We start from the raw sequence: 24,288 nt of genomic DNA, 5'->3' as shown, positions 1-24,288 counted from the left end.
TAATTACCTTTGAAACTTATTTCACACTTATGATTAATAACGCACCAACATTTGCAAAGCAAGATAATCTGAAATTTTTCAGAACACTTAACTCACGGGTTAACAACTACTTCAAAGAAAACAAGATCCAAAAAACAGGAAATTGGAAATTGTATTTAAAAACAATAATTCTTTTTACCGTTTTCCTAGCTCCTTATTTTTTAATCCTAACGCTTGGTATGCCTTTTTGGGCACATCTATTATTAACCATCGTTATGGGAATTGGGATGGCTGGAGTTGGAATGAATGTAATGCATGACGGGAATCATGGTTCTTATTCTAACAAAAGTTGGGTAAATAAGTTCATGGGAGGAACTATTTATGTTCTGGCTGGAAATGTACACAACTGGCAAGTACAACACAATGTTTTACACCATACATATACTAACATTCCTGGACATGATGAAGATCTTGATGCAGGCCGTGTAATTCGTTTTACTAAAGATGCTAAATGGTATAACTTTCACCGTTTTCAACAATACTATTCTGTATTTCTTTATGGATTACTTACATTTAACTGGGCGATAACGACTGACTTTAAACAAATGCGTAATTATCTTAAAAGAAAATTATCATATGGAGAGCCAAAAAGCCCAAAAGTACTATGGACTACGCTAATCATTACAAAAATAATTTACGTTTCTATTTGGATTGTTCTTCCTATCGTTATAGGAATTACATGGTGGAAAGTACTTATTGGTTTTTTTGTTATGCATTATACTGCTGGATTAATTCTTAGTGTTGTATTTCAGTTAGCTCATGTTGTTGAAGAAACTACGAATCCTTCTCCTAATGAATTAGGCGAAATGGATAATACTTGGGCTATTCATCAACTGTTTACCACAACTAATTTCGCTCCAAAAAACAAAATCGTAAACTGGTATACTGGAGGTTTAAATCACCAAATTGAACACCATATTTTTCCAAATATTAGTCACGTACATTATGGTAAAATTGCAAAAATTGTAAAGGAAACGGCTCAAGAGTGCAACTTGCCGTACTACGAGTACGAAACAATGCGAAGTGCAGTAATCGCACACTTTAAGCATTTGAAAGAATTGGGAATGAAACCGGCATTATAAACAACAAAAAATGATATAAACACACTAAAATGTCTTTTATCAAAATCATATAACTAGTATTAACCTCCCTTATTTTTACAGAAATTCAGGGCATTCAACACAATTTTTAATGAACAATCCACTTTCAGACAGAATTAACAACCTGGCTACTTCACAAACATTAGCAATGGCTGCTTTAGCCAGAGAATTAAAAGCTCAAGGAAAAGACATCATCAGTTTAAGTTTAGGCGAACCCGATTTCAACACACCTGACTTTATCAAAGAAGCTGCTAAAAAAGCGATTGACGAAAATTATAGCACTTATTCTCCAGTAGAAGGATATGTTGAATTGAAAGAAGCAATATGCAGAAAATTCAAAAGAGATAACAATTTAGATTACAAACCATCTCAAATTGTTGTTTCAACTGGAGCAAAACAATCCTTATACAACATTGCGCAAGTAATGCTAAACGATGGTGACGAAGTAATTCTGCCTGCACCTTACTGGGTTTCTTATTTCGAAATCGTAAAATTATCAGGTGGAGTTCCTGTAGAAGTTCCTACATCTGTAGAAGCTGATTTCAAAATCACACCAGAACAATTAGAAGCAGCTATCACACCAAAAACAAAAATGATGTGGTTCAGTTCTCCTTGTAATCCAAGTGGATCTGTTTACAATAGAGAAGAACTAACAGCATTAGCTAAAGTTTTAGAAAAACACCCGCATGTATACGTAGTTGCAGATGAAATCTACGAACACATCAACTTCTCTGGAACTTTTTGTAGCATCGCCTCTATTCCAGGAATGTTAGAAAGAACAATTACTGTAAACGGAGTTGCAAAAGCTTTCGCTATGACAGGATGGAGAATTGGTTACATTGGAGCACCAGAATTTATTGCAAAAGCATGTACAAAAATTCAAGGTCAAGTAACGAGTGGGGCTAACAGTATCGCTCAACGTGCTACAATAACTGCTGTTGACGCTGATCCTTCAGTATTAAACGAAATGGTTCAAGCGTTCCACAGCCGCAGAGATTTAGTAGTAGGATTAATCAAAGAAATCCCAGGAATGAAAATTAACGTTCCAGAAGGTGCTTTCTATGTATTCCCAGATGTTTCTGCGTTCTTCGGGAAAACATTAAAAGGAACTTTAATCAAAGATGCAAATGATTTCTCTATGTACCTTTTAGGCGAAGCTAACGTAGCAACAGTTACTGGTGAAGCATTTGGCAACGCAAACTGTATCCGTTTCTCTTACGCAACTAGCGAAGATATTTTAAAAGAAGCTTTACGCAGAATAAAAGAAGCAGTAGCATAATTCAAGATTCAAACTATACAAGTAAGGCCTCAAGATTTTCTTGGGGCTTTTTTTATTTCTTAGCATGATGAGTTGACATCAATATTTCACTATTTCAATCCCTTAAGAAATACCTAATCTAGCTTAACAGTATACAAATCAAAAACCAACTCAAACTCAAACCTCCAAAATAAGATTTTTTTAAACTAATTATTCCCAAATAATATACTAATCATTAGAAATCTTGAATAATTAATTAGACCTTTGCAGACTTTTTTGAGGGAACGCTCAAAAAAACTAAAGTTTTAAAAATTAACAATTTATCATCAACTAGATGAAAAAGAAAATAGAAATACTAGCTCCTGCAAAAGATTTAATTCACGGAATGGCGGCCATTAACAGTGGAGCCGATGCAGTGTATATTGGCGCACCACAATTTGGAGCCCGTTCTAATGCGACTAACTCTATCGAAGATGTAGCTGCATTAGTAAAATACGCCCATTTATTCCATGCACAAGTTTTTGTTGTGATCAACACCATTTTATACGATAACGAGCTTGAAACTTGCCGTCAAATGATCTGGAAATTGTATGATATTAAAGTAGACGCACTTATAGTTCAAGATATGGCAATTATGGAGATGGACTTACCGCCAATCGTCCTGCATGCCAGTACACAAGCGAACAATCGAGACGCTGATAAAATTAAATTTTTGAAAGATGCAGGAATGAAACGTGTCGTTTTGGCTCGTGAATTAAACCTTCACCAAATCAAAGATATCAGCTCTGCTTCGGATGTTGAATTGGAGTTTTTTGTAACAGGTGCACTATGTGTTTCTTTTAGTGGAAACTGCTACATGAGTGTTGCTAATGGAGAACGTAGTGCAAACCGTGGTTCTTGTGCTCAAAACTGCCGTTTGCCTTACAACTTAATTGACGGACACGGTGAGACTTTAATCAAAAATAGTCACTTACTTTCTATCAAAGATTTTGATGTTTCTGACCAAATTCCAAATCTAATCGAAGCGGGAGTTTGCTCTTTTAAAATCGAAGGTCGATTGAAAGATATTGTATATGTAAAAAACAATGTTTCGTACCTGAGACAAAAACTGGATGCTTTTCTCGAAGGAAATGACAGCTATGCTAAAGCTTCTTCGGGAAAATGCACCTTTACTTTCGATTCTGCTTTAAACAAAAGTTTCAATCGCGGGTACACTGATTATTTTGTAAACGGAAGAGACCAATCTATAGGTTCTTGGGAAAGTCCAAAATCAAAAGGACAATACATTGGTAAATTGATCAAAACAATTGGTAATGCATACCAAATTGAAAACGGCGAATTACTTAACAATGGAGATGGTCTATGCTACATCAATGAAAACAACGAAGCAGATGGGATTTATGTAAACAAAGTCGAAAATGGCTTAGCCTATCCAAATGTTTTAAAGGAATTAAAAGAAGGTACTTTTATTTATCGCAACAACGACGCTGCCTTTATCAAAATTGTGGAGCGCGAAGACAGTGCTGTTCGAAAAATAAGCACTACTTTATTGCTTACTGAAAATGAAAATGGTTTCGAATTAATCGCTACTGATGAAGATGGTTTCGTGAGCACTGTAAATTTAGTTCATGCCAAAGAGCAAACTAAAAATAACGAATCTAGTGCCGAAAATATAAAAACACAACTAGCTAAAACAGGATTTACTCCTTATGTAGCTGACGAAATAAATGTGATGTTTTCACAAAACTGGTTCCTTCCTATTTCAAAAATCAATGAAATGAGACGAACTGTTTTCGAACAATTATCAGAAATTCGTCTGGCTGGTTACAAAGTTGAGGAACACCAAATGGTTAAAACTTCTCATCCATATCCAGAAACTAAGTTAGATTTCATGTACAATGTATCTAACAAATTTGCACGCAAATTTTACGAACGTCATGGCGTTACCGAAATTGAAAAAGCATTTGAATTACAATGGGATCCAGGAAAATCACGTGTAATGACTACTAAATATTGCATCAAATACGAATTAAAAAAATGTCCAATACATCAAAAAGATATTATGGGCGAGAAGTTAAAAGAACCTTTAGTACTAAAACAAGGCGAACTGGAATACAAATTGAAATTCAATTGTAAACCTTGCGAAATGGAAATTTGGGAAAAAGATGCTGAATTCGAAATTGAAGAAGATCACTTCCATTAAAAACCAAAACCGATGCTTACTGAGTATCGGTTTTTTTTATGAATCCATTTTACTAAATCATTTATTACTCCTAAAAAACCATTAAGCAATTACATTTTAGAAATACGAAAATCTGTTGGAGTCATACCAGTATGTCTTTTAAATAATCTTGTAAAATACGAATAATTATCATAACCTAACTCCGTTGCAATTTCATTTATAACAAACTTGTTATCAATCAGCATCCTTTTGGCCTCGAGAATAACTCTTTCTGTAATTACCTCAGTAGTTGTTTTTTGCAGGATTTCATTACAAATTCTATTCAAGTGTTTTAACGTAATCGAAAGTTTTGTTGCATAAAAAAAAGGTGCTTTTTCTGTTTTATAATTTTGCTGTAAAAGCATTTTAAAATTTTTAATTTTTACATTATATGAATGCGTGTTACCGAAATGCGTTTCGCTATATTTTCTGGCAATATGAATGTGAATAGTATCTAATAAATTCATAATTAAATCTTTGCCAAGCATCTTATTCATTTGAGCTTCGAGAATCAAACTTTCAAAATAGGGTAAAATTGCCTTCAACTTAGATTCATCAAAAACCATTTCGGGTGTATTGTATACCGAAGAATAAAAGGGATAATCCTCAATAGTTTTTTGTCGAAAATAGAGATTATACATTTCCTGTGAATAGAAAATTACAAATCCTTCTATATCATCAGATAACTCCCAATGATGTATTTGCCCGGGCTGTATAAAAAAAATGCTTCCCGATTGAATCGTAAATTTATTAAAATCAATTTCATGCGTACCTGATCCATTGGTAAAAAAAACCAATACATACGAATTATGTCTATGTGGTTCTTCTACAAAGCTATGCTTAATTAAGTGGTTCCTAAAACTACTAATATACAAATCACTGTTAACTGAATTACAATTAAAGCGCTGAATAGGATAAATAGGATATTTTTTCATAATGTAACTCAATGTCTTTATTGTGCTATAATAAGCGAATATAGAAAACATCTTAGATATAGAGAATAAATACCTTTGAAAGAAAAAAAGATGTCACATATTATTACCCATATTCTGAATAATCATTGTCCAAATTGCCATGAAGGAAAGGTTTTCAATGAAAAAAACATTTTTTTTATGTTTGGATTCCCAACAATGAATAAATCTTGCTCCCATTGTAAATTTAAATTCGAAAAGGAACCTGGATTCTTTTTTGGCGCTATGTATATTAGTTATGGATTAACTGTGGCACAGAGTATTGCTACTTATGTCATAGCACAGTTTTTCTTTGACAAAACCTTCGATTTAAGAATTATTGCTATTATTGGCATTGTTATTCTTGCATTAGCCTCGCTCAATATTCGTCTCTCGAGATTAATATGGATTTATATATTCAAAAACTATTCCCGTTAAAACGATGACAAGGAGAACATAAAAAATAAGTATATTAGCCGTAATAAATTAAAAAAAGATGAAAAAAATTATTACTTCACTATTCTTGTTCTCAATCCTATTAACAAATGCTCAGGACAAAAAAGAAGAAATAAAACCACAAATTGTAGAAGCCGCTTGCGGACAATGCCAATTCGAGATGAAAGGATATGGTTGTGATTTAGCCGTTCGTATCGATGGAAAAACCTATTTTGTAGATGGAACCACAATCGACTCTCACGGAGATGCACATGCGGACGATGGCTTTTGTGCTAAAATAAGAAAAGCCGAAGTCGTTGGAGAAATAGTTGCCAATAGATTTAAAGTTACTTCGTTTAAACTAGTACCGAAAAATAAAAAAAATGGCTTGCAATAATTTTTGCAAGCCATTTTTTTTATTTTGATTTCATACTCCCTTTCAAATTGATATTTTCAAAAGTGGAAATATCGATGACTTCTTCTAAATCTAAATCAAAAGAAACGGCGATACTATCTCCAATAATCGTTACGGGTAACTGATTCGATATTTGGGAAGAACCCACAAATATATTTGGATAATCTTTCACCTTAAAATAATAAAAACTGTTTCCGTTTTTAACATCATTTTGAATTCGGGTTACAATTGATTTTACTGTTTTTTTATTGGAAACACTATTTGGATTTATTTTATTATCTGCCATATTATAGACATTTTTAAAAGCCGTCAATGTTTCTCGCATGGTGTTACCTACGCCTACAATGGTATAATCTGAAATATCAACCATAGCGAACATTTTGACTAAACCACCATCGTCTTTAAGCGTCATAACATAAGCCGGAATATTATTGATATTATATGGGATAGGCAATGAAGCTTTATACCCTTTTTCCTGAACTTTCCCTTCGGCTGAGCTCTGAGCAGCATATTCTGTCGCTCCACTTTGCTTATAAAATGTTGCTTCTTTTGTTCTGGTATCGACTAAGACAAAACCTACCGCAGACTCATCCTTTCCTACAGAAGTCAACCCAGTGTACCAATAGGATTTGTTATCTTTTCCGTAAACCAAAGTCAAACCTTCCGTTGTGCGAAGTTTATCCGCATTAGAGAAATTCCAATATCCATGAACATATTCTCCCCAATCATTCAATTGATGTTCGATAAAATCCAAAGGCTGAATTCTGTCGACCCATTTTGGCGTTTCGGCAATTGAATATTCAGTTATCACTCCAGATTGCGCATCAACCACAATAATTCCAGTAGCGTCTTTTCCTGAAAAACCAATTTTTTTAGCATATTTAGTAATCACCCAAAATGGATTTCCAGCATCATCAATTTCGAAACTAAAATCGGTCAAGCCATCATTGGCATATCCATTAAAATAAGTATGACGATGTAATTCACTACTAAAATAAGCACCTGGCTGGTATTTAATCTTAATGGCTTTCCCTCCTACATGCTGTACTAATTTCACATCACGTTCATTCGTTGCAGAAACCATAACATATCCAGCAGTTCCCTCTTGATTATTAAACCATTTCAAAAATCCCGAATGCAGTAACGGAGCAACCCAGTACAAGTCATCATTCACTTTTTGGATGCAAAAATTCCCTAACTCTACCTGACTTCCCAAAGCAGGTTGTGAACCTAATATTTTTTCTCCCAAAAGATAAGCTAGATTTTCATCCACTACTCTTATCTTATCAATAGAAATTGGCGCAATATGATTGGTGATTTTTTCACCATTTTTAACATCACCTATTAGCTTTTGATAGGAATCAGTTCTAAACATTTTCAAACTAGTAGCAATAGGAAGTACGATACAATAAGCTAAAAGTATTGCTGCCAAAACATATAAAAACTTACTCGGCATAGCAGCAAGCTGTACTTGTTTAGTTTTTTGCGAAACAGTAACCCCAGTTGAAAATACGATTGCAACAATAACTAACACTAATAAAATAAAAGCAAAGCCCGTAAAACCGTAGTTAATTACTGGTAAATTGATATAAAACAATACAAAGGCTAAAACTGCAAGGGATAAAAGGGATAAAATTTTCTTCATAACTTTCTTCTTATGTCTCATTAGTATAAAAATACGAAATCTGTTACAAACAAAGCAAACTTAATTAGAATAACGCTGGAGATTTAAAATTTTACATTCAAAAAATTTTAGCGAAATGGAAAGCCAACACATTGTTTCAAATACCGTAAAAAATAGTATTTTTGCAGCCGATTCATTTTTTTAGTAAAATGAATCAGTAAACAATAAAAAAGTAAATATGAAAGCATACGTATTTCCAGGTCAAGGTGCGCAATTCACAGGAATGGGCAAAGACTTATATGAAAATTCTCCATTAGCAAAAGAATTGTTTGAAAGTGCCAACGAAATATTAGGCTTCCGCATCACAGACATCATGTTTGAGGGAACTGCAGAAGAATTAAAAGAAACTAAAGTTACGCAACCAGCAGTATTCTTGCACTCGGTAATTTTAGCAAAAACATTAGAGGATTTTCATCCAGAAATGGTAGCAGGTCATTCTTTAGGAGAGTTTTCGGCATTAGTGGCTAATGGGACTTTATCATTTGAAGATGGTCTAAAATTAGTTTCACAAAGAGCTTTGGCAATGCAAAAAGCGTGCGAAATAAAACCTTCAACTATGGCAGCAGTTCTAGGTTTAGCGGATAACATTGTTGAAGAAGTTTGCGCTTCAATTGACGGAATTGTAGTAGCAGCAAACTATAACTGCCCGGGGCAATTAGTAATTTCGGGAGAAACTACAGCAGTAGAAAAAGCTTGCGAAGCTATGAAAGCAGCTGGAGCAAAAAGAGCGTTATTATTACCAGTAGGTGGCGCATTTCACTCGCCTATGATGGAGCCTGCAAGAGAAGAATTAGCGGCAGCTATTGAAGCAACTACTTTTTCTACTCCTATTTGTCCTGTTTACCAAAATGTAACTGCTAACGCAGTTTCATCACCAGAGGAAATTAAGAAAAACTTGATTATCCAATTGACTGCTCCAGTAAAATGGACACAATCGGTACAACAAATGATTGCTGACGGTGCAACTTTATTTACTGAAGTTGGACCTGGAAAAGTATTAGCTGGTTTAATTGGAAAAATTGACAAAGAAGCTGCGACTGCAAATGCTTAATTAAAATAGTTTTTCAAAATATAGTACATCCTCACAGACTTAAGTTTGTGAGGATTTTTTTATTATATTTGGATTACACCATAATAAATCATTCTAACCATTAACATTAAAACCCAAAAAATAAAAAAAATAATTTTCACACTAGCATTTGTTGCTATTTTAATGATTTCGTATCAGGACAACACAAAAGAAAAAATGGAAGATACTTCGGAGGAAATCAGTACCGAAGTAGAACCAAAAAATAGATAAAGCTACCGAAAAATTAAAGAAAGACATTAAAAAGTAAATCCAAAAAACCCCAAATTATCTAAGATACTTTGGGGTTTTGAATTTCTGCTAAAAACTAATTTCTTAGCTTAACTTCTTATTTTCTGTTCCCATTTCCAGGCACTTGCCATCGCTTCTTCAAGGGTAGATTGTGCTTTCCATCCTAGAACATTATTCGCTTTATCGGTATTGGCGTATGCTGAAGTAATATCTCCCTCTCTACGTCCTACAATTTTGTATGGCAATTTCTTACCACTTACTTTTTCAAAAGTATTTATAACCTCTAAAACAGAACTTCCTGTTCCTGTTCCTAAGTTAAAAGTCTCAACTTTCGCAGTATTTTTTTTATTTAATAATCGCTGTAAAGCAATTACGTGGGCTTTCGCCAAATCTACTACGTGAATATAATCGCGTACGGCTGTTCCATCAGGAGTTGGATAATCGTCTCCGTAAACTGCTAATTCCTTTCTTAACCCAAAACCAGTTTGAGTGATAAACGGAACCAAGTTTTGAGGAACACCAATAGGTAATTCGCCTATTTCAGCTGAAGGATGAGAACCAATAGGATTAAAGTAACGCAACAAAATAGCATTTATATTTGTCACTTTCGCAGTATCAGATATGATTTCCTCTCCTACTGCTTTTGTATTTCCATAAGGTGAAACGGCTTGTTGTAATTCAGCATCTTCAGTAATTGGCATTTTTTTGGCTTGACCATAAACAGTACAAGAAGAACTAAAAATAAAACTAGCCTCTGGTTTTTGTTGCAATTCTTGCAAAACATAAACTAGTGCGTTAATATTGTTTTCATAATATAACAATGGATTTTCAACGCTTTCTCCCACTGCTTTTGAAGCTGCGAAGTGTATTACACCAGAAATATCCTGATGTCTTTTGAAAAAATCCTGTACTTTCTCTTTTTCACGTAAATCAATATTTTCATACGCTGGAACTTGCCCAGTGATATTCTTAATTCCGTCTAAAACGTTCAACGAAGTGTTTGATAAATTATCCACAACTATCACTTCAAAACCTTCGTTTTGCAACTCTACCACAGTATGAGATCCAATAAAACCCAAACCACCTGTTACTAGTACTTTCATCCTTTATATTTGTTGTTTTTTTAGAGAGTTAATTATTTTAAAAATTCTAATATACTATCAGTAATAAATTTAATTTGCTCGTCATCCAGCTCCGTATGCATCGGTAAAGAAAGAACCTCCTGCACTAACTGATTCGTTACAGGAAAATCTTCCTCTTTATACCTAGCGTCCAAATAGGCTTTTTGTGAATGCAATGGAATTGGATAATAAATTGCACATGGAATCCCTTTATCTAATAGATGTTGCATCAACCCATTTCTATCTGCTGCAATAATACGCAATGTATATTGATGAAAAACGTGACAATCACAAATATCACAAATCGCTGGACAAATGATATTTTTATGACCTTCAAAAACTTTTGAGTATTTTCTAGCTGCGTCTTGTCTTGCCTTGTTATATTGATCTAACAAAGGTAATTTAGCATTCAAAACGGCGGCTTGGATACTATCTAAACGAGAATTCACACCTACCACATCATGGTGGTAACGTTCGTACATTCCGTGATTTACAATTCCGCGAAGTTTATGCGCTAAAGTATCGTCATTTGTAAAGATTGCACCTCCATCGCCATAACATCCTAGATTTTTAGAAGGAAAAAAAGAAGTTGCTCCTACATGTCCAATAGTTCCAGCTTTCTTCTTCGTTCCATCAGAAAATTTACAATTAGCTCCAATCGCTTGTGCATTATCTTCAATCACATAAAGATTATGCTCTTTGGCAATAGCCATAATTGCCTCCATATTAGCCGCACGTCCAAATAAATGAACTGGTACAATCGCTTTCGTTTTTGGAGTAATCGCTTTTTTAATTCCTTCGATAGAGATATTCATATTGTACATATCAACATCAACTAAAACCGGTGTCAATTGCAACAAAGCAATAACTTCAACAGTTGCTGCAAAAGTAAAATCAGCAGTAATTACCTCATCTCCTGGCTTTAAATCTAAACCCATCATTGCAATTTGCAACGCATCCGTTCCATTAGCACAAGGAATTACATGTTTTACGTCTAAATAATCTTCTAAAGATTTTTGGAACTGCTGAACTTGAGGTCCATTGATGTAGGTATTGGTATCTAAAACTTCCTGAATAGAAGCATTAACGGTATCTTTTATTCTATCATATTGACTTTTCAAGTCAACCATTTGAATTTTCTTCATTGATTTTTTTGTTTAAATTTCGAAAGGCTGTAGTTTCTAAACACGAAAAACTATTCCTTAAAACGAATAACAAAAATAGTTATTTAATGAGTTCCAACCAATGAAAGCCTCATTAAAATAAAGTTATTATTGCAATAAAACCGAAAAATAACCTACTGACAAGCCAAATTTAAATTTTTCTTTGGAAGAAATTAAAATAAAGAAAACGTATTTTAGCCCCAAAATTTAAATGATGCTTTTTCTCTATAATTTAGTAGTCCTATTTGCTGGTTTTTTATTAAAAATCATAGCGCTTTTCAACCCAAAAATGAAACTTTTTGTAGAAGGCCGCACAGTTGTTTTTCCAACATTGGAACAAAAAATAAAACCTTCTGACAAAACAATCTGGTTTCATGCTGCTTCCTTAGGCGAATACGAGCAAGGCTTACCCGTTATTGAAAAAATAAAAAAACAATTTCCTCTTCACAAAATTGTTGTTACATTTTTCTCCCCATCAGGTTATGAAGTACGAAAAAACAATACAGTAGCTGATGTTACGGTTTACTTACCTTTGGACACCAAGAAAAACGCTCAAGAGTTTTTAAAAAAAGTTCATCCTGATTTAGTCTTTTTTATTAAATATGAATATTGGCCTAATTACTTAGCCGAACTCAAAAAACAAAACATTAAAACCTATTTAATTTCTGGAATTCTTAGAAAAAACCAACTGTTTTTCAAATGGTATGGTGGCTTTTACAGAAAAGCCTTAAATACTTTTACCTACTTTTTTGTACAAAATGAAGGTTCTAAAAAACTTTTACAACAATTAGGCAAAAACAATGTATCAGTTTCTGGTGACACCCGTTTTGATAGAGTAGCTACTATATTAGAAAAAGACAATTCATTAGATTTTATTTCCCAATTCAAAGACAACACAAAAACAATAGTTGCAGGAAGTTCGTGGCCAAAAGACGAGAATCTCCTCATCGATTTCATCAACTCGAATGCCTTTACTATCAAATTTATAATTGCGCCACATAATATCAAGACAGAACAAATTCAACAATTAAGAGACAGAATCACTAAAAAAACAGTTTTATTTACTGAAAAAGAAGGGAAAAATTTAGCTGATTTTGATGTTTTTATTATTGATACCATTGGTATTCTGACAAAGATTTACAGCTATGCTGACATTGCGTATGTAGGTGGTGGTTTTGGGAATCCAGGAGTTCACAATATATTAGAGCCAGCCACTTTTGGAGTTCCAATTGTTATTGGTCCCAACTATTCGCATTTTGCCGAAGCAACTGCTTTAGTTAATATGGAAGGATGCAGCGTGATAAAAAACGAGAACGAATTAAACGAAGCCTTTACAAGCCTGATCAGAAATGATGATATCAGGAATGAAAAAGGGCATATTTGCAGCTCTTTTGTCCAAATGAATAAAGGCGCTACTGCTATAATTTTAAAATATATTTTGAATGATACAATTTAAACCACTAGTTATATCCGACATAGATATCATTGTAAAAATGATGCAGGAATTCTACGCCATCGACAACTATCCTATTGATATCGAAATTTCCAAATCTTTATTTCATGAATTTATTGCAGATAAAAATTTAGGAAAGTCATGGCTTATTTTAAATGAAGATGAAATTGTAGGTTACGTGATTCTAACTTTTATTTTCAGTTTTGAATATCAAGGCAAAATTGCTTTTTTAGACGAATTATATCTGACCGAAAAAGCGCGTGGTAAAGGAATTGGAAGTCAAGCCGTAGCCTTCATCATAGAAGAAAGTAAAAAATTATCGCTAAAATTAATCTACTTAGAAATAGAAAACCACAATCAAAACGCACAAAAATTGTATATTGCCAGCGGTTTTGAATTACATAATCGAAAATTAATGGCATACAAAACTAGATAAAATTGTAAAATAAATATATAATCATGAAATTTTTAAAACTATTCCTATTATTATTTGTCATTCAGACACAAGCCCAGCAAGGCGGGATGTGGATTCCTTCGCTTCTAAAAGGAATGAACGAAACCGAAATGAAAAATCTAGGCATGAAAATGTCTGTGAAAGAGATTTACGATGTAAATAACTCAAGCATCAAAGATGCCGTTCCCCATTTTAACGGTGGCTGTACTTCAGAAGTAATCTCTCCAAAAGGGTTAATTTTAACCAATCATCATTGCGGTTATTCTCAAATTCAATCGCACTCTACTGTAGATCACGATTATCTTACGGATGGTTTTTGGGCCTACAAAATGGAAGATGAATTACCAAATGAAAATCTGACTGTAACATTTATTGTAAAAATTGAAGATGTAACAACAGCTGTATTGAACGGAACTGCTACACTTACAAACGAAGCAGAAAAACAGAAAAAAATTCAAGAGAATATTTCAGCTTTAAGCAATTCTTTACCAAAGGAAAGTTGGCAAGAAAATAAAATTCGTACGTTTTACGAAGGAAATCAATACATGCTTTTTGTAACGGAAACGTTTACTGATGTTCGTTTGGTGGGCGCTCCACCTACATCAATAGGGAAATTCGGTTCTGATACTGACAACTGGGTTTGGCCACGTCACACAGGAGATTTTTCTTTATTTAGAATTTATGCTGACAAAGACAATCGTCCAGCAAAATATTCGAAAGACAATGTTCCTTACACTCCAAAACACTTTTTACCTATTTCACTTGACGGTGTAGCTGAGGATGATTTCACTTTGGTATTTGGTTATCCAGGGAAAACAAATGAGTATTTACCTGCTGTTGCAATTGAACAAATTGTAAACGAACTAAATCCTGCAAAAATTGAGATTAGAGATAAAGCTTTGAAAGTGGCTGATGGTTTTATGCGAAAAGACAAAGCTATCAAAATTCAATATGCTTCAAAATATGCTGGAATTGCTAATTATTGGAAGAAATGGATTGGAGAAACGCAAGGATTAAAAAAATCAAATGCCGTAGCTGTAAAAAGAGAATCTGAACAAGCTTTTCAGCAAAAAATAACAAAAGCAGGTAAAGAAAAAGAATACGGAACACTATTAGCTGATTTCGAAAAAAACTACACAGCGATTGCTCCTTATGCATTGGCAAGAGAATACTTCATGGAAACAGTACAACGCAATACTGAATTGCTAACTACTGGTTTTAAATTATATCAATTAGAACAAGTATATAACGCCAGAGGAGAACAGGCTTTCAATGATAGAAAAACTAATTTAATTAATACTTTAGCTGATTTCTACAAAAACTTTAACGCATCTGTTGATGAAAAAGTTTTTGAACAATTAATTGAATTGTACGCAAATCAACCTTCAAAACAGTTTTTACCAAAGGGCTTGACCAATATCAATGCTAAAAATTTAGCTTCAGAAATTTATATTAAATCCAAACTTAAAGATTATGATAGCTTGAAAAAACTACTTTCAGGCGATGCAAAAACTGTTGTAGCAAACTTAAATGCTGATCCAGCTTTCATTTTAGTAAAAGAATTATCAGATAAGTACAATAAAGAAATTGCACCAAAATACGATGAGATCAACTTAGAGATTACGGCATTGCAACGTACTTATATGAAAGCTCAACTAGAATTGAATACGGATAGCCGAATTTTCCCCGATGCTAACAGTACTTTAAGAGTTACTTACGGAAAAGTAAAAGGATATGAACCAAAAGACGCTACCATTTACACTCCAATAACACACTTAGAGGGCGTAATGGAAAAATACATACCTGGAGATTACGAATTTGATGTTCCAGCAAAATTAATTGAGCTATATAAATCCAAAGATTATGGCCCATATGGAGATAATGGCAAAATGCCTGTCAACTTTATTGGAACAAATCATACTACTGGAGGTAATTCCGGAAGCCCAGCAATTGACGCCTATGGTAACTTAATAGGACTTAATTTTGACAGGGTTTGGGAAGGAACAATGAGCGACATCTATTACGACCCTAGTATTTGTAGAAATATAATGGTTGATATCCGTTATGTTCTATTTATTATGGATAAATATGCTGGTGCTAAAAACTTAATTAGCGAATTAAAACTAGTTCACCCTAAAAAAACTAAACCACTGAAAAAGAAAAGTTTAAGTAAAAAATAGTGGTAAAACGCCGTAAATAAGAAGAGATCAACCGATAGAACAATATGGCATAATTATTGCATTTTGTTCGGTTGTGGATAAAAGATATTATTTTTTAAAAAATAAATCAAAAAAATAAATTACATATTAAAAAATTTATATCTTTGCCACGAATTAATAATTAACCTTTATATTAAATTAAGATGAAAAAAGTATTTTTAAGTTTAGCTGCTGTTGCTGTATTAACTGTTGTATCATGTAAAAAAGCTGACGCTAACGCTGAAGACGCTAACGCTGTTGTTGATTCTGCTGCTGCTGTTGTTGATTCTGCTGCTGCTGTTGTTGATTCTGCTGCTACTGTAGTTGATTCTGCTGCTGCTGTTGCAACTGATGCTGCTGCTACTGCTACTGAAGCTGCTGCTGAAGTAAAAAAATAATTAGAACTTAAATTCTAAAAATTTTAAAGCCATCCCGTCAAGCGAGATGGCTTTTTTATTACCTATTATTTAATTCTCGCTAAATAGCAGATATTCTAAAAAAAGGAAGAGCGTTTTGAATATTCAAAACGCTCTTCCTTTTTTCATTTTATACAACTAATCCAAAAAGACGACATCGCCTACGGAGAAATCTAAAATCTCCGAAGTTGATCCAAACCTTAAAATCTCATCAATTCCTTTTTGCAAACGCAATGACGTAGTGTATTTTCTGCTAGTTGCAAAATGATTGCCACCTAACAACAACTTAAAATAGAATTTCCCACTGGAAGACTTAAATTTTAAGAAATCCGCTGAATCTATCTCACGCTTAAACTTCTCAATATCTTCCTCGCATTCGAACTTTAATTCATAACTTAAACTAGTAAAAACAACCTTACCTTTCCTTGAAGTAAAAACAAATTTATATTCATCATTAAATCTTTTACTAATCACAAAAGCACCCATGAAATTTTAGATTTTAGATTCTTGAATTAGTTTATCTTTTAGTAACGCAAACTAACTCTTGAGAAGAATTCAGACATTATAACAAAACCAAACAGACAAACTCTTCCGCGCTTTCAACATACAACTTCCAGAATGTTATAAACAAAAAAAACCTCTTCAAAAGAAGAGGCTTTAGTACTCAGAGCGGGACTTGAACCCGCACGAACATTGCTGTTCACTGGATTTTAAGTCCAGCGTGTCTACCAATTTCACCATCCGAGCATGATATTCTGCTATGTTGTTGGTTAATTTTTTATAAAAATAAATCAAACCAATCATCCGAGCATTATGTGGTCTCGAGCGAAAAACGGGGCTCGAACCCGCGACCTCGACCTTGGCAAGGTCGCGCTCTACCAACTGAGCTATTTTCGCATTTTCAATTCTTAGAACGAACCGCGATACTTGTTCTGTATTGCGGATGCAAATTTAGGACTTTTATTGAGTTAAACAAGCCTTTTTTATAAAAACTTTTAATAAAAAAACTAACCTCCTGATAACCTTTTATTTAAAATTAAAAATAATTATTTTTTAGTCAACATTCTTTTAATTTCGTTCAGTTTCATCAGCGCTTCCATTGGAGTAATGGTATTTATGTCTAAATTTAAAATCTCATCTTTGATTTCTTCCAATAAAGGATCGTCTAAATTGAAGAAACTCATTTGCAATTCCTCTTTTGAATCTTTTATTCCATTCAAAGCGTCGCTCGAGTGATTCTTTTCTAACTTCTTTAATAACTTCTGCGCTTTCAAGATAACGATCTGAGGCATTCCTGCCATTTTTGCCACATGAATTCCAAAACTATGTGCACTACCCCCTTTTACCAATTTTCGAATAAAAAGAACAGTGTCTTTTAATTCTTTTACAGCTACATTATAATTTTGAATGCGAGGTAAAGACTCACTCATTTCATTTAACTCATGGTAATGCGTAGCAAACAACGTTTTTGGCTTGGAAGGATGCTCATGTAAAAACTCTGCAATTGCCCACGCAATTGAAATTCCATCATAAGTACTCGTTCCTCGTCCAATTTCATCCAGTAGTACTAAACTTCGGTCTGAAATATTATTCAAAATAGACGCTGTTTCATTCATTTCAACCATAAAAGTCGATTCTCCCATCGAAATATTATCTGACGCTCCTACTCTAGTGAATATTTTATCGACAACACCCATTCTTACGCTCTCTGCAGGCACAAAACCCCCCATTTGACACAAGAGCACAATAAGCGCTGTTTGGCGTAAAATAGCCGACTTACCAGACATGTTAGGCCCGGTAATCATAATAAGCTGTTGCGTTTCTCTATCCAAGAAAACATCATTGGCAATATACGGCGTTCCCACAGGCAATTGTTTCTCAATAACAGGATGCCTTCCGTTTTTAATTTCTAATTCGAATGTTTCGTCTAACTCAGGACATACGTATTTATTCTCGATGGCGAGTTGCGTAAAAGAGCACAAGCAATCCAACTGTGCCACTAAATTAGCATTCATCTGGACTGGCTTGATATAAGTAGTAATCCAACTCACTAGTTGCTCAAACAACTCCGCTTCGATTTTGTGAATTTTCTCCTCTGCACCAAGAATTTTTGTTTCGTATTCTTTTAACTCCTCCGTAATATAGCGCTCGGCGTTGACTAAAGTTTGCTTACGAATCCATTCCGCAGGTACTTTGTCTTTATGCATGTTTCGAACTTCGATATAATATCCAAAAACGTTATTAAAAGAAATTTTTAAAGAAGAAATTCCTGTTGCTAACGATTCTCGTTTTTCAATACCATCTAAAAACTCCTTACCCGATGTCGATATGGCACGCAAATCATCTAATTCCGCATGCACCCCTTTAGCTATAGCATTTCCTTTTGCTATAGCCACAGGAGCATCTTGGTTCAATACTGTTTTGATCTTTTCACGCAACAATTCGCAACTATGCAAACTGTCCCCAATAATTTTTACCGCTTCTTGCGGACTTTGTAATGCTAAATTCTTAATGGGAATGATCGCATCCAGCGACTCTCTCAAATAAACTACTTCGCGTGGAGATACTTTTCCAGCAGCAATTTTAGAAATCAAACGCTCTAAATCTGATATTTGCTTGATCTGATTTTGAATATTTTTCAGAACGTCCTTATTGTCTTTCAAGTAAGAAACCACTTCATGACGACTTTTTATTTTATTACTATCTTTCAATGGCAAAGCCAACCATCTTTTCAGCAAACGACCACCCATTGGCGAAAGCGTTTTATCAATCACATCCAATAATGTAACTGCATTAGGATTATAACTGTGATACAACTCTAAGTTTCGTATGGTAAAACGATCCATCCAAACATAGGCATCCTCGGCTATGCGCTGAATACTAGTAATATGTTGCACTCGGTTATGCTGTGTTTCTGAGAGATAATATAAAATTGCTCCCGAGGCGATAATTCCCTCTTTGAGCTCTTCTACTCCAAAACCTTTTAGCGAAACAGTTTGAAAATGCTTAGTTAAGGTTTCAAAAGCATAATCTTCTTTATAAATCCAATCTTCCAGATAAAAATTATGGAAATCTTCACCGAATGTTTCTCGGAAATCATTTTTATTATTTTTTGGAATTAATACCTCACTTGGATTAAAATTCTGCAAGAGCTTATCAATATACTCTGCATTTCCTTGTGCTGTAAGAAACTCACCCGTAGATACATCTAAAAAGGAAATCCCTATCGATTTACCAGCAAAATATATGGCTGCTAAAAAATTATTTGTTTTTGATTGTAAAACCTCATCATTCATAGAAACCCCTGGAGTCACAAGCTCTGTAACTCCTCGTTTTACAATAGTTTTAGTCATTTTAGGATCCTCTAACTGATCACAAATAGCTACGCGAAGTCCCGCTTTGACCAACTTAGGCAAATAGGTGTTTATAGAATGATGCGGAAAACCTGCTAGAGCAGTTTCTGTTTCAGATCCAGCGCCTCTTTTAGTCAAAGTAATTCCTAAAATCTTAGAAGCACGGACTGCATCATCACCAAAAGTTTCATAAAAATCTCCTACACGAAACAGCAAGCAAGCATCAGGATACTTCCTTTTGATTTCGTTATATTGCTTCATTAACGGCGTTTCCTTAACCTGTTTCTCTTTTGATGCCAACTTAATTGTCTTTTAAAAAATGAATAAAAAATCTATCAGCGAATTTATAGATTTATCGGCAATTAACGGAGTTTCAAAAAAATTAATTAGTTTTAAGTTGAATTTAAGGTATTGGCATGATTTTTTCTTTAAATTTGCCATACAAATCAAAAAACAAAGAATATGAAAAAAATACTTACACTAGGATTACTACTAGTTTTAGGAGTTACCGCTTCTAATGCACAAGAAACATCAAAAGCTGTTAAGAAGATAAAAGCAAAAACTACTGCAGCTCCTACTCAAAAAATTAATGGAGCAGGAATGGTTTTTGCAAGTGAAACTATCGATTATGGAACAGTTGCTTACAACTCTAATGGAAAACGTGAATTTACATTTACAAACAATGGTAACAAGCCATTAATTATAACTAACGCTCAAGGTTCTTGTGGTTGCACAGTGCCTTCATACCCAAGAGAACCAATTGCGCCAGGAGCAAAAGGAGTTATTGGAGTAAATTATGACACTTCAAGAGCCGGTCAAGCTTTTACAAAAACCATCACTTTGACAACTAACGCTGTACAACCAACCAAAGTGCTTACAATAAAAGGAAATGTTTTAGCCATGGATGCTCCAAAAAGCTAAATTTGAATAAACATAAAATGAAAGCTTCCTGTAACTTAGGAAGCTTTTTTTTTGAATAACCTCCATAAAATGAGAAAACTTGAAAACAGTGAATTAGATCGAAAATCTATTGAAGCTTTTAAAGAATCTAAAAAAACGCCTATTATTCTCGTATTAGATGACATCCGTAGTTTGCATAATATTGGTTCTGTTTTTAGAACTGCTGATGCTTTTTTGATCGAAAAAATATACTTATGTGGCATCACCGCCACTCCACCCAACAAAGAAATTCACAAAACAGCTCTTGGCGCCACCGAAACAGTAACCTGGGAACATAAGAATAGTGTTATTGAAGTTATTGAGACTTTAAAAAAAGAAAATGTAACGACTCTTGCTATTGAACAAGTAGAAAGTGCTATTTTTCTTCAAGATTTTGAAGTCAAAAAAGACAAAAAATATGCTTTAGTTTTCGGGAATGAAGTTTATGGCGTTTCGCAAGAAGCAGTTGCTATTTGCGATGGTTGTATTGAAATTCCACAGCTAGGAACTAAACATTCTTTGAATATCTCAGTAAGTGCAGGAATTGTTGTTTGGGATTTATTTTCTAAAATTAACCAAATAGTAAATTAGAAACTATATTGATTATAACATCCATAAACAACACAACAAACTCTTTACATTTTCTAATTATCTATTTTTTTCTGAATTTCCTCTAAAACAAAAAGATAATCTTCTTGATTCTTGACGAAATCACGATCAGAAACATCAATGATTAAAACATTAAGTTCCGTTTGGGATTTAATGTAATCTAGATAACCGCTATTGATTTTTTCTAAGTAATCAGCAGGAATTTCTTGCTCATAACTTCTTCCTCGTTTCTTAATGTTTTGCAGCAGTCGGTCTGAATTTTGATACAGATAAATATACAAATCAGGCTTTGGCATTTCTTTGTAAATAATATCAAAAAGATTTCGATATAAACGATATTCATCTTCTGCCAATGTAATTTTAGCAAAAATCAATGATTTAAAAATGTGATAATCAGCTACAATAAAATCTTTAAATAAATCAAATTGTGCTAAGTCATCTGATAATTGTTGGTATCTATCTGCAAGAAATGACATTTCGAGAGGAAACGCATATCGGTTTTGATCTTTATAAAATTTAGGTAAAAAAGGATTATCAGCAAATCGTTCTAAAACAGTTTTAGCATTAAAATCCTCTGCGATTTTAGTAGCTAAAGTTGTTTTTCCTGCTCCAATATTGCCTTCAAAAGCAACATAATTAAATTGCTCCAAAACAATAGATTGCAAAGGACTTTTTAATTGCTGAACCACTTTACAAACACTTTCGTCCTCAGAATCATTTAATAGTTCTGAAATTGTTTTTTTCAAAACAGGATGTTTCCAATCTAAATTCAAATCTTGAAGTGGCAACAAAACAAAATTTCTGTTCTGCATTAATGAATGCGGAATATTGAGTTTTTCTGATTCGATAATTTCTTCATCAAAAGCAATTAAATCAATATCTATTAGTCGGGATTGGTATCCTAATTTATTCGTGCGAACTCTTCCTAACTTTTTTTCTACTTTTAAAACCTGCGACAAAATTTTTTGGGCGGAGCTTGTTGTGTGAATAAGCACAGCACAATTGTAAAAAGCATCACTATCAAAACCCCAAGAAGGACTTTCATACAATTTAGAAACTTTAATGACCGTTCCTATTTCCTGGTGAATTAATGCTATACAATTTTCGATATTTTCTAATCGATTGCCTTCATTAGTACCCAGCGATAAAATGACCTGATGTTGTGATTTCATATTAAACGCAAATTAACTAAAACAATTTTAAAATAGGAGTATCTTTATTGAGACTGTTAATAACTAATTTTAGAATTATATCCCTTAAATTTGTAACATCGTGAGGTCGTTTGAGACTTATTAAAAAAATATAAATATGAGATTTTTAGGAAATGTGATGGCTACCATCATAGGGATATTCGTTTTCTTTATGCTGTTCTTTTTTGGAATACTAATGATAGGGGCTATTTTTGGTGGTGACTCAGAAACTGTTACCGTGAAAAGTAATTCGGTAATCGAATTGAATTTAGATAAAATAAGTGCTGATTATGCTGGAAAATATAAGGACCCTTGGGTGAATATTTTTTCAGAAGGAAAAAAAATAGGATTAACTGACATTATAAACGCTATCGAAAATGCAAAAACTGATGGCGATATAAAGGGAATATCTATTTTAAATGGCAACTCTTCTTTAGGAATGGCACAAAGTAAAGCGTTGAGAAATGCACTGGAAGATTTCAAAAAATCAGGTAAGTTCGTTATGGCTTACTCCAATTCCTATTCTCAAAAAGAATATTACTTGAATTCTGTAGCTAATACAATTTACATAAATCCTGTGGGCGATATGGACTTTAAAGGGCTTTCTGCTGAGATCATGTTTTTCAAGGATTTTCAAGAAAAATCAGGTTTAAAAATGGAAGTGATTCGCCATGGAAAATACAAAAGTGCAGTAGAACCTTTTCTTGAAAATGAAATGAGTGACGCTAATAGAGAACAAACTACAGCATTATTAAATTCAGTTTGGAATTCTATTGTGACAGATATATCTAAAAGCAGGAATATTTCGGTAGAAAAATTGAACGAAATCGCCAACGGACTTTTAGCTAGAACCCCTGAAATGGCTAAAGCAAACAAACTAGTAGACATTGTAGCCTACGAGGACATCTATCACAACGCTATTAGAAAATCGCTGAAAGTTGCTGATAATGACGATTACAACAAAGTATCCATTACTGATTATACACAAAAATTCATCACTACTTCGCAATCCTCTAGTAGCAACGATCAAATCGCTATTATTTATGCTCAAGGTGAAATCATGAGTGGAGAAGGTGATGTCAATATTATTGGCGAAGGCTCAATGCGTCGTTCTTTACAACAAGCTCGAAAAAATAAAAACGTAAAAGCAATTGTACTTCGAATTGATAGTCCCGGTGGAAGTGCTTTAACCTCTGATTTGATTTGGAGAGAAGTTGAATTAACTAAAAAAGTAAAACCTATTGTAGTTTCTATGGGGAACTATGCAGCCTCTGGTGGTTATTACATCGCCTGTAATGCAAATACCATTTTTGCAGAAGCGAACACCATTACAGGTTCTATAGGAGTCTTTGGAATTTTACCAAACTTCACCCCATTAGCAACTAAAATAGGGATACGTACGGAGCAAGTAAAAACACATGAAAATGCAGCTAATTACAGCCCATTTGTACCAATTGATGAAAACTTCAAAGCGGTTACATTAGAAGGAGTAGAACATATTTATAAAACCTTTGTAACGCACGTTGCCGAAGGCAGAAAAATGACTTTCGCGCAAGTGGACTCCATTGCTCAAGGTCGAGTTTGGACTGGCTCTGAAGCTTTAAAAATTGGTTTAGTTGATGAAATTGGCGGATTGAAGGACGCTATTGCAAAAGCAGCTTCGTTAGCAAAAATAAAAAAATACAGCACTCAAAACTATCCTGAATACGAGAAAAACTTTGATGATTTATTTGCTAATCTACCTTTCGCAAAATCAAAATCAAGTTTTATAAAAGAAGAAATTGGCGAAGAGAATTACCGTATCATGCAAGAAATTAAAAAACTGCAAACACGAACTGGAATACAAGCCATAATGCCTTATGAAATAAACATTAACTAAGGTTAAAATATAGATAAAAATCCGTTTAAGCGCGAGTTTAAGCGGATTTTTACATTTAAAAAATAATAAGATCTAAAGTTTATTTTGCAGTAA

Annotated in this window: 20 protein-coding genes and 2 tRNA genes; 13 read left to right on the top strand and 9 right to left on the bottom strand. The window is 33.7% G+C overall.

Annotated features, from left to right (window positions below; all coding sequences use genetic code 11):
* Positions 1-29: 29 nt before the first annotated feature.
* The 3 genes from LNP27_RS06315 (at position 30) to LNP27_RS06305 (ending at position 4,600) form a co-directional block, all read left to right on the top strand.
* A complete protein-coding gene (locus LNP27_RS06315; RefSeq protein WP_229943755.1) occupies positions 30-1,121 on the top strand; it encodes a fatty acid desaturase family protein in 1,092 nt (363 codons plus the stop codon).
* A gap of 109 nt (positions 1,122-1,230) precedes the next feature.
* On the top strand, positions 1,231-2,418 hold the full coding sequence (locus LNP27_RS06310) for a pyridoxal phosphate-dependent aminotransferase (RefSeq protein ID WP_229943754.1): 1,188 nt from the start codon (positions 1,231-1,233) through the stop codon (positions 2,416-2,418).
* Between the two features lie 313 nt (positions 2,419-2,731).
* Positions 2,732-4,600, top strand: coding sequence for a peptidase U32 family protein (locus LNP27_RS06305; RefSeq protein ID WP_229943753.1), 1,869 nt, complete (start codon positions 2,732-2,734; stop codon positions 4,598-4,600).
* 89 nt (positions 4,601-4,689) lie between these two features.
* Here the strand turns inward: LNP27_RS06305 and LNP27_RS06300 are convergent, their stop codons facing one another.
* A complete protein-coding gene (locus tag LNP27_RS06300) occupies positions 4,690-5,553 on the bottom strand; it encodes a helix-turn-helix domain-containing protein (protein ID WP_229943752.1) in 864 nt (287 codons plus the stop codon).
* 90 nt (positions 5,554-5,643) lie between these two features.
* On the opposite strand from LNP27_RS06300, the gene LNP27_RS06295 reads away from it, so the two are divergent.
* Together LNP27_RS06295 and LNP27_RS06290 are read left to right on the top strand one after the other, a co-directional pair.
* Positions 5,644-6,006, top strand: coding sequence for a DUF983 domain-containing protein (locus LNP27_RS06295; protein ID WP_229943751.1), 363 nt, complete (start codon positions 5,644-5,646; stop codon positions 6,004-6,006).
* Between the two features lie 58 nt (positions 6,007-6,064).
* Positions 6,065-6,400 (top strand): DUF6370 family protein, encoded by a 336-nt coding sequence (locus LNP27_RS06290; RefSeq protein ID WP_229943750.1) that lies wholly within the window; start codon positions 6,065-6,067, stop codon positions 6,398-6,400.
* 19 nt (positions 6,401-6,419) lie between these two features.
* Here LNP27_RS06290 and LNP27_RS06285 read toward each other — a convergent pair whose 3' ends face one another.
* A complete protein-coding gene (locus LNP27_RS06285) occupies positions 6,420-8,063 on the bottom strand; it encodes a hypothetical protein (RefSeq protein ID WP_229943749.1) in 1,644 nt (547 codons plus the stop codon).
* 217 nt (positions 8,064-8,280) lie between these two features.
* Between LNP27_RS06285 and fabD the strand changes: the two genes are divergently transcribed.
* Positions 8,281-9,153, top strand: a complete 873-nt coding sequence (gene fabD, locus LNP27_RS06280; RefSeq protein WP_229943748.1) for an ACP S-malonyltransferase — start codon at positions 8,281-8,283, stop codon at positions 9,151-9,153.
* 356 nt (positions 9,154-9,509) lie between these two features.
* Here the strand turns inward: fabD and galE are convergent, their stop codons facing one another.
* Positions 9,510-10,523, bottom strand: a complete 1,014-nt coding sequence (gene galE, locus LNP27_RS06275) for a UDP-glucose 4-epimerase GalE (RefSeq protein WP_229943747.1) — start codon at positions 10,521-10,523, stop codon at positions 9,510-9,512.
* A 32-nt stretch (positions 10,524-10,555) separates the two neighbouring features.
* The gene (locus LNP27_RS06270; protein WP_229943746.1) at positions 10,556-11,686 is read right to left on the bottom strand and encodes a DegT/DnrJ/EryC1/StrS family aminotransferase; all 1,131 of its coding nucleotides are present in this window, start codon (positions 11,684-11,686) and stop codon (positions 10,556-10,558) included.
* Positions 11,687-11,918: 232 nt separating this feature from the next.
* On the opposite strand from LNP27_RS06270, the gene LNP27_RS06265 reads away from it, so the two are divergent.
* From LNP27_RS06265 to LNP27_RS06250, 4 genes are all read left to right on the top strand, one after another.
* Entirely contained in the window at positions 11,919-13,160 is a 1,242-nt protein-coding gene (locus LNP27_RS06265) for a 3-deoxy-D-manno-octulosonic acid transferase (protein ID WP_229944041.1), read from the top strand.
* Complete coding sequence (locus tag LNP27_RS06260) at positions 13,147-13,593, top strand: GNAT family N-acetyltransferase (protein ID WP_229943745.1); 447 nt, start codon at positions 13,147-13,149, stop codon at positions 13,591-13,593. The genes LNP27_RS06265 and LNP27_RS06260 overlap by 14 nt, the downstream gene beginning before the upstream one ends.
* Positions 13,594-13,616: 23 nt before the next feature.
* A complete protein-coding gene (locus tag LNP27_RS06255) occupies positions 13,617-15,791 on the top strand; it encodes a S46 family peptidase (RefSeq protein WP_229943744.1) in 2,175 nt (724 codons plus the stop codon).
* A gap of 182 nt (positions 15,792-15,973) precedes the next feature.
* Positions 15,974-16,207: a hypothetical protein gene (locus LNP27_RS06250; protein WP_229943743.1), complete on the top strand. Its 234-nt coding sequence runs from the start codon at positions 15,974-15,976 to the stop codon at positions 16,205-16,207.
* A 156-nt stretch (positions 16,208-16,363) separates the two neighbouring features.
* Here LNP27_RS06250 and LNP27_RS06245 read toward each other — a convergent pair whose 3' ends face one another.
* The 4 genes from LNP27_RS06245 to mutS all read right to left on the bottom strand — a co-directional run bounded on the left by LNP27_RS06245 (position 16,364) and on the right by mutS (position 19,878).
* Positions 16,364-16,711 carry a DUF1508 domain-containing protein gene (locus LNP27_RS06245; protein WP_229943742.1) on the bottom strand — a complete coding sequence of 116 codons (348 nt, stop codon included), beginning with the start codon at positions 16,709-16,711 and terminating at the stop codon, positions 16,364-16,366.
* Positions 16,712-16,886: 175 nt separating this feature from the next.
* A tRNA-Leu gene (locus LNP27_RS06240) sits at positions 16,887-16,972 on the bottom strand.
* Positions 16,973-17,049: 77 nt separating this feature from the next.
* Positions 17,050-17,122: transfer RNA gene (locus tag LNP27_RS06235), tRNA-Gly, on the bottom strand.
* 149 nt (positions 17,123-17,271) lie between these two features.
* Positions 17,272-19,878 carry a DNA mismatch repair protein MutS gene (gene mutS, locus LNP27_RS06230; RefSeq protein WP_229943741.1) on the bottom strand — a complete coding sequence of 869 codons (2,607 nt, stop codon included), beginning with the start codon at positions 19,876-19,878 and terminating at the stop codon, positions 17,272-17,274.
* Between the two features lie 162 nt (positions 19,879-20,040).
* Between mutS and LNP27_RS06225 the strand changes: the two genes are divergently transcribed.
* Positions 20,041-20,499, top strand: a complete 459-nt coding sequence (locus tag LNP27_RS06225) for a DUF1573 domain-containing protein (protein ID WP_229943740.1) — start codon at positions 20,041-20,043, stop codon at positions 20,497-20,499.
* 69 nt (positions 20,500-20,568) lie between these two features.
* Positions 20,569-21,108 carry an RNA methyltransferase gene (locus tag LNP27_RS06220; protein WP_229943739.1) on the top strand — a complete coding sequence of 180 codons (540 nt, stop codon included), beginning with the start codon at positions 20,569-20,571 and terminating at the stop codon, positions 21,106-21,108.
* Between the two features lie 53 nt (positions 21,109-21,161).
* On the opposite strand, the gene folK is transcribed toward LNP27_RS06220, so the two are convergent.
* Positions 21,162-22,298 carry a 2-amino-4-hydroxy-6-hydroxymethyldihydropteridine diphosphokinase gene (folK, locus tag LNP27_RS06215; RefSeq protein WP_229943738.1) on the bottom strand — a complete coding sequence of 379 codons (1,137 nt, stop codon included), beginning with the start codon at positions 22,296-22,298 and terminating at the stop codon, positions 21,162-21,164.
* 136 nt (positions 22,299-22,434) lie between these two features.
* Here folK and sppA point away from each other — a divergent pair, with 136 nt between their 5' ends.
* Positions 22,435-24,195: a signal peptide peptidase SppA gene (gene sppA / locus LNP27_RS06210; protein ID WP_229943737.1), complete on the top strand. Its 1,761-nt coding sequence runs from the start codon at positions 22,435-22,437 to the stop codon at positions 24,193-24,195.
* The last annotated feature ends 93 nt before the right edge of the window (positions 24,196-24,288 follow it).

The sequence above is a fragment of the Flavobacterium galactosidilyticum genome, from assembly GCF_020911945.1.
GTDB lineage: Bacteria > Bacteroidota > Bacteroidia > Flavobacteriales > Flavobacteriaceae > Flavobacterium > Flavobacterium galactosidilyticum.
Note: the sequence above shows the minus strand (reverse complement) of the source record. Positions and strands in the feature narration are given on the sequence as shown.

Excerpts from the sequence above, each read along its gene's own strand:
- LNP27_RS06250 (WP_229943743.1), top strand. The coding sequence starts at position 15,974 with ATGAAAAAAGTATTTTTAAGTTTAGCTGCTGTTGCTGTATTAACTGTT.
- galE (WP_229943747.1), bottom strand. The coding sequence starts at position 10,523 with ATGAAAGTACTAGTAACAGGTGGTTTGGGTTTTATTGGATCTCATACT.
- folK (WP_229943738.1), bottom strand. The coding sequence starts at position 22,298 with ATGAAATCACAACATCAGGTCATTTTATCGCTGGGTACTAATGAAGGC.
- LNP27_RS06310 (WP_229943754.1), top strand. The coding sequence starts at position 1,231 with ATGAACAATCCACTTTCAGACAGAATTAACAACCTGGCTACTTCACAA.
- LNP27_RS06315 (WP_229943755.1), top strand. The coding sequence starts at position 30 with ATGATTAATAACGCACCAACATTTGCAAAGCAAGATAATCTGAAATTT.
- LNP27_RS06295 (WP_229943751.1), top strand. The coding sequence starts at position 5,644 with ATGTCACATATTATTACCCATATTCTGAATAATCATTGTCCAAATTGC.
- sppA (WP_229943737.1), top strand. The coding sequence starts at position 22,435 with ATGAGATTTTTAGGAAATGTGATGGCTACCATCATAGGGATATTCGTT.
- LNP27_RS06270 (WP_229943746.1), bottom strand. The coding sequence starts at position 11,686 with ATGAAGAAAATTCAAATGGTTGACTTGAAAAGTCAATATGATAGAATA.
- LNP27_RS06300 (WP_229943752.1), bottom strand. The coding sequence starts at position 5,553 with ATGAAAAAATATCCTATTTATCCTATTCAGCGCTTTAATTGTAATTCA.
- LNP27_RS06260 (WP_229943745.1), top strand. The coding sequence starts at position 13,147 with ATGATACAATTTAAACCACTAGTTATATCCGACATAGATATCATTGTA.
- LNP27_RS06265 (WP_229944041.1), top strand. The coding sequence starts at position 11,919 with ATGCTTTTTCTCTATAATTTAGTAGTCCTATTTGCTGGTTTTTTATTA.
- LNP27_RS06305 (WP_229943753.1), top strand. The coding sequence starts at position 2,732 with ATGAAAAAGAAAATAGAAATACTAGCTCCTGCAAAAGATTTAATTCAC.
- LNP27_RS06245 (WP_229943742.1), bottom strand. The coding sequence starts at position 16,711 with ATGGGTGCTTTTGTGATTAGTAAAAGATTTAATGATGAATATAAATTT.
- LNP27_RS06225 (WP_229943740.1), top strand. The coding sequence starts at position 20,041 with ATGAAAAAAATACTTACACTAGGATTACTACTAGTTTTAGGAGTTACC.
- fabD (WP_229943748.1), top strand. The coding sequence starts at position 8,281 with ATGAAAGCATACGTATTTCCAGGTCAAGGTGCGCAATTCACAGGAATG.
- LNP27_RS06255 (WP_229943744.1), top strand. The coding sequence starts at position 13,617 with ATGAAATTTTTAAAACTATTCCTATTATTATTTGTCATTCAGACACAA.
- LNP27_RS06290 (WP_229943750.1), top strand. The coding sequence starts at position 6,065 with ATGAAAAAAATTATTACTTCACTATTCTTGTTCTCAATCCTATTAACA.
- LNP27_RS06220 (WP_229943739.1), top strand. The coding sequence starts at position 20,569 with ATGAGAAAACTTGAAAACAGTGAATTAGATCGAAAATCTATTGAAGCT.
- LNP27_RS06285 (WP_229943749.1), bottom strand. The coding sequence starts at position 8,063 with ATGAAGAAAATTTTATCCCTTTTATCCCTTGCAGTTTTAGCCTTTGTA.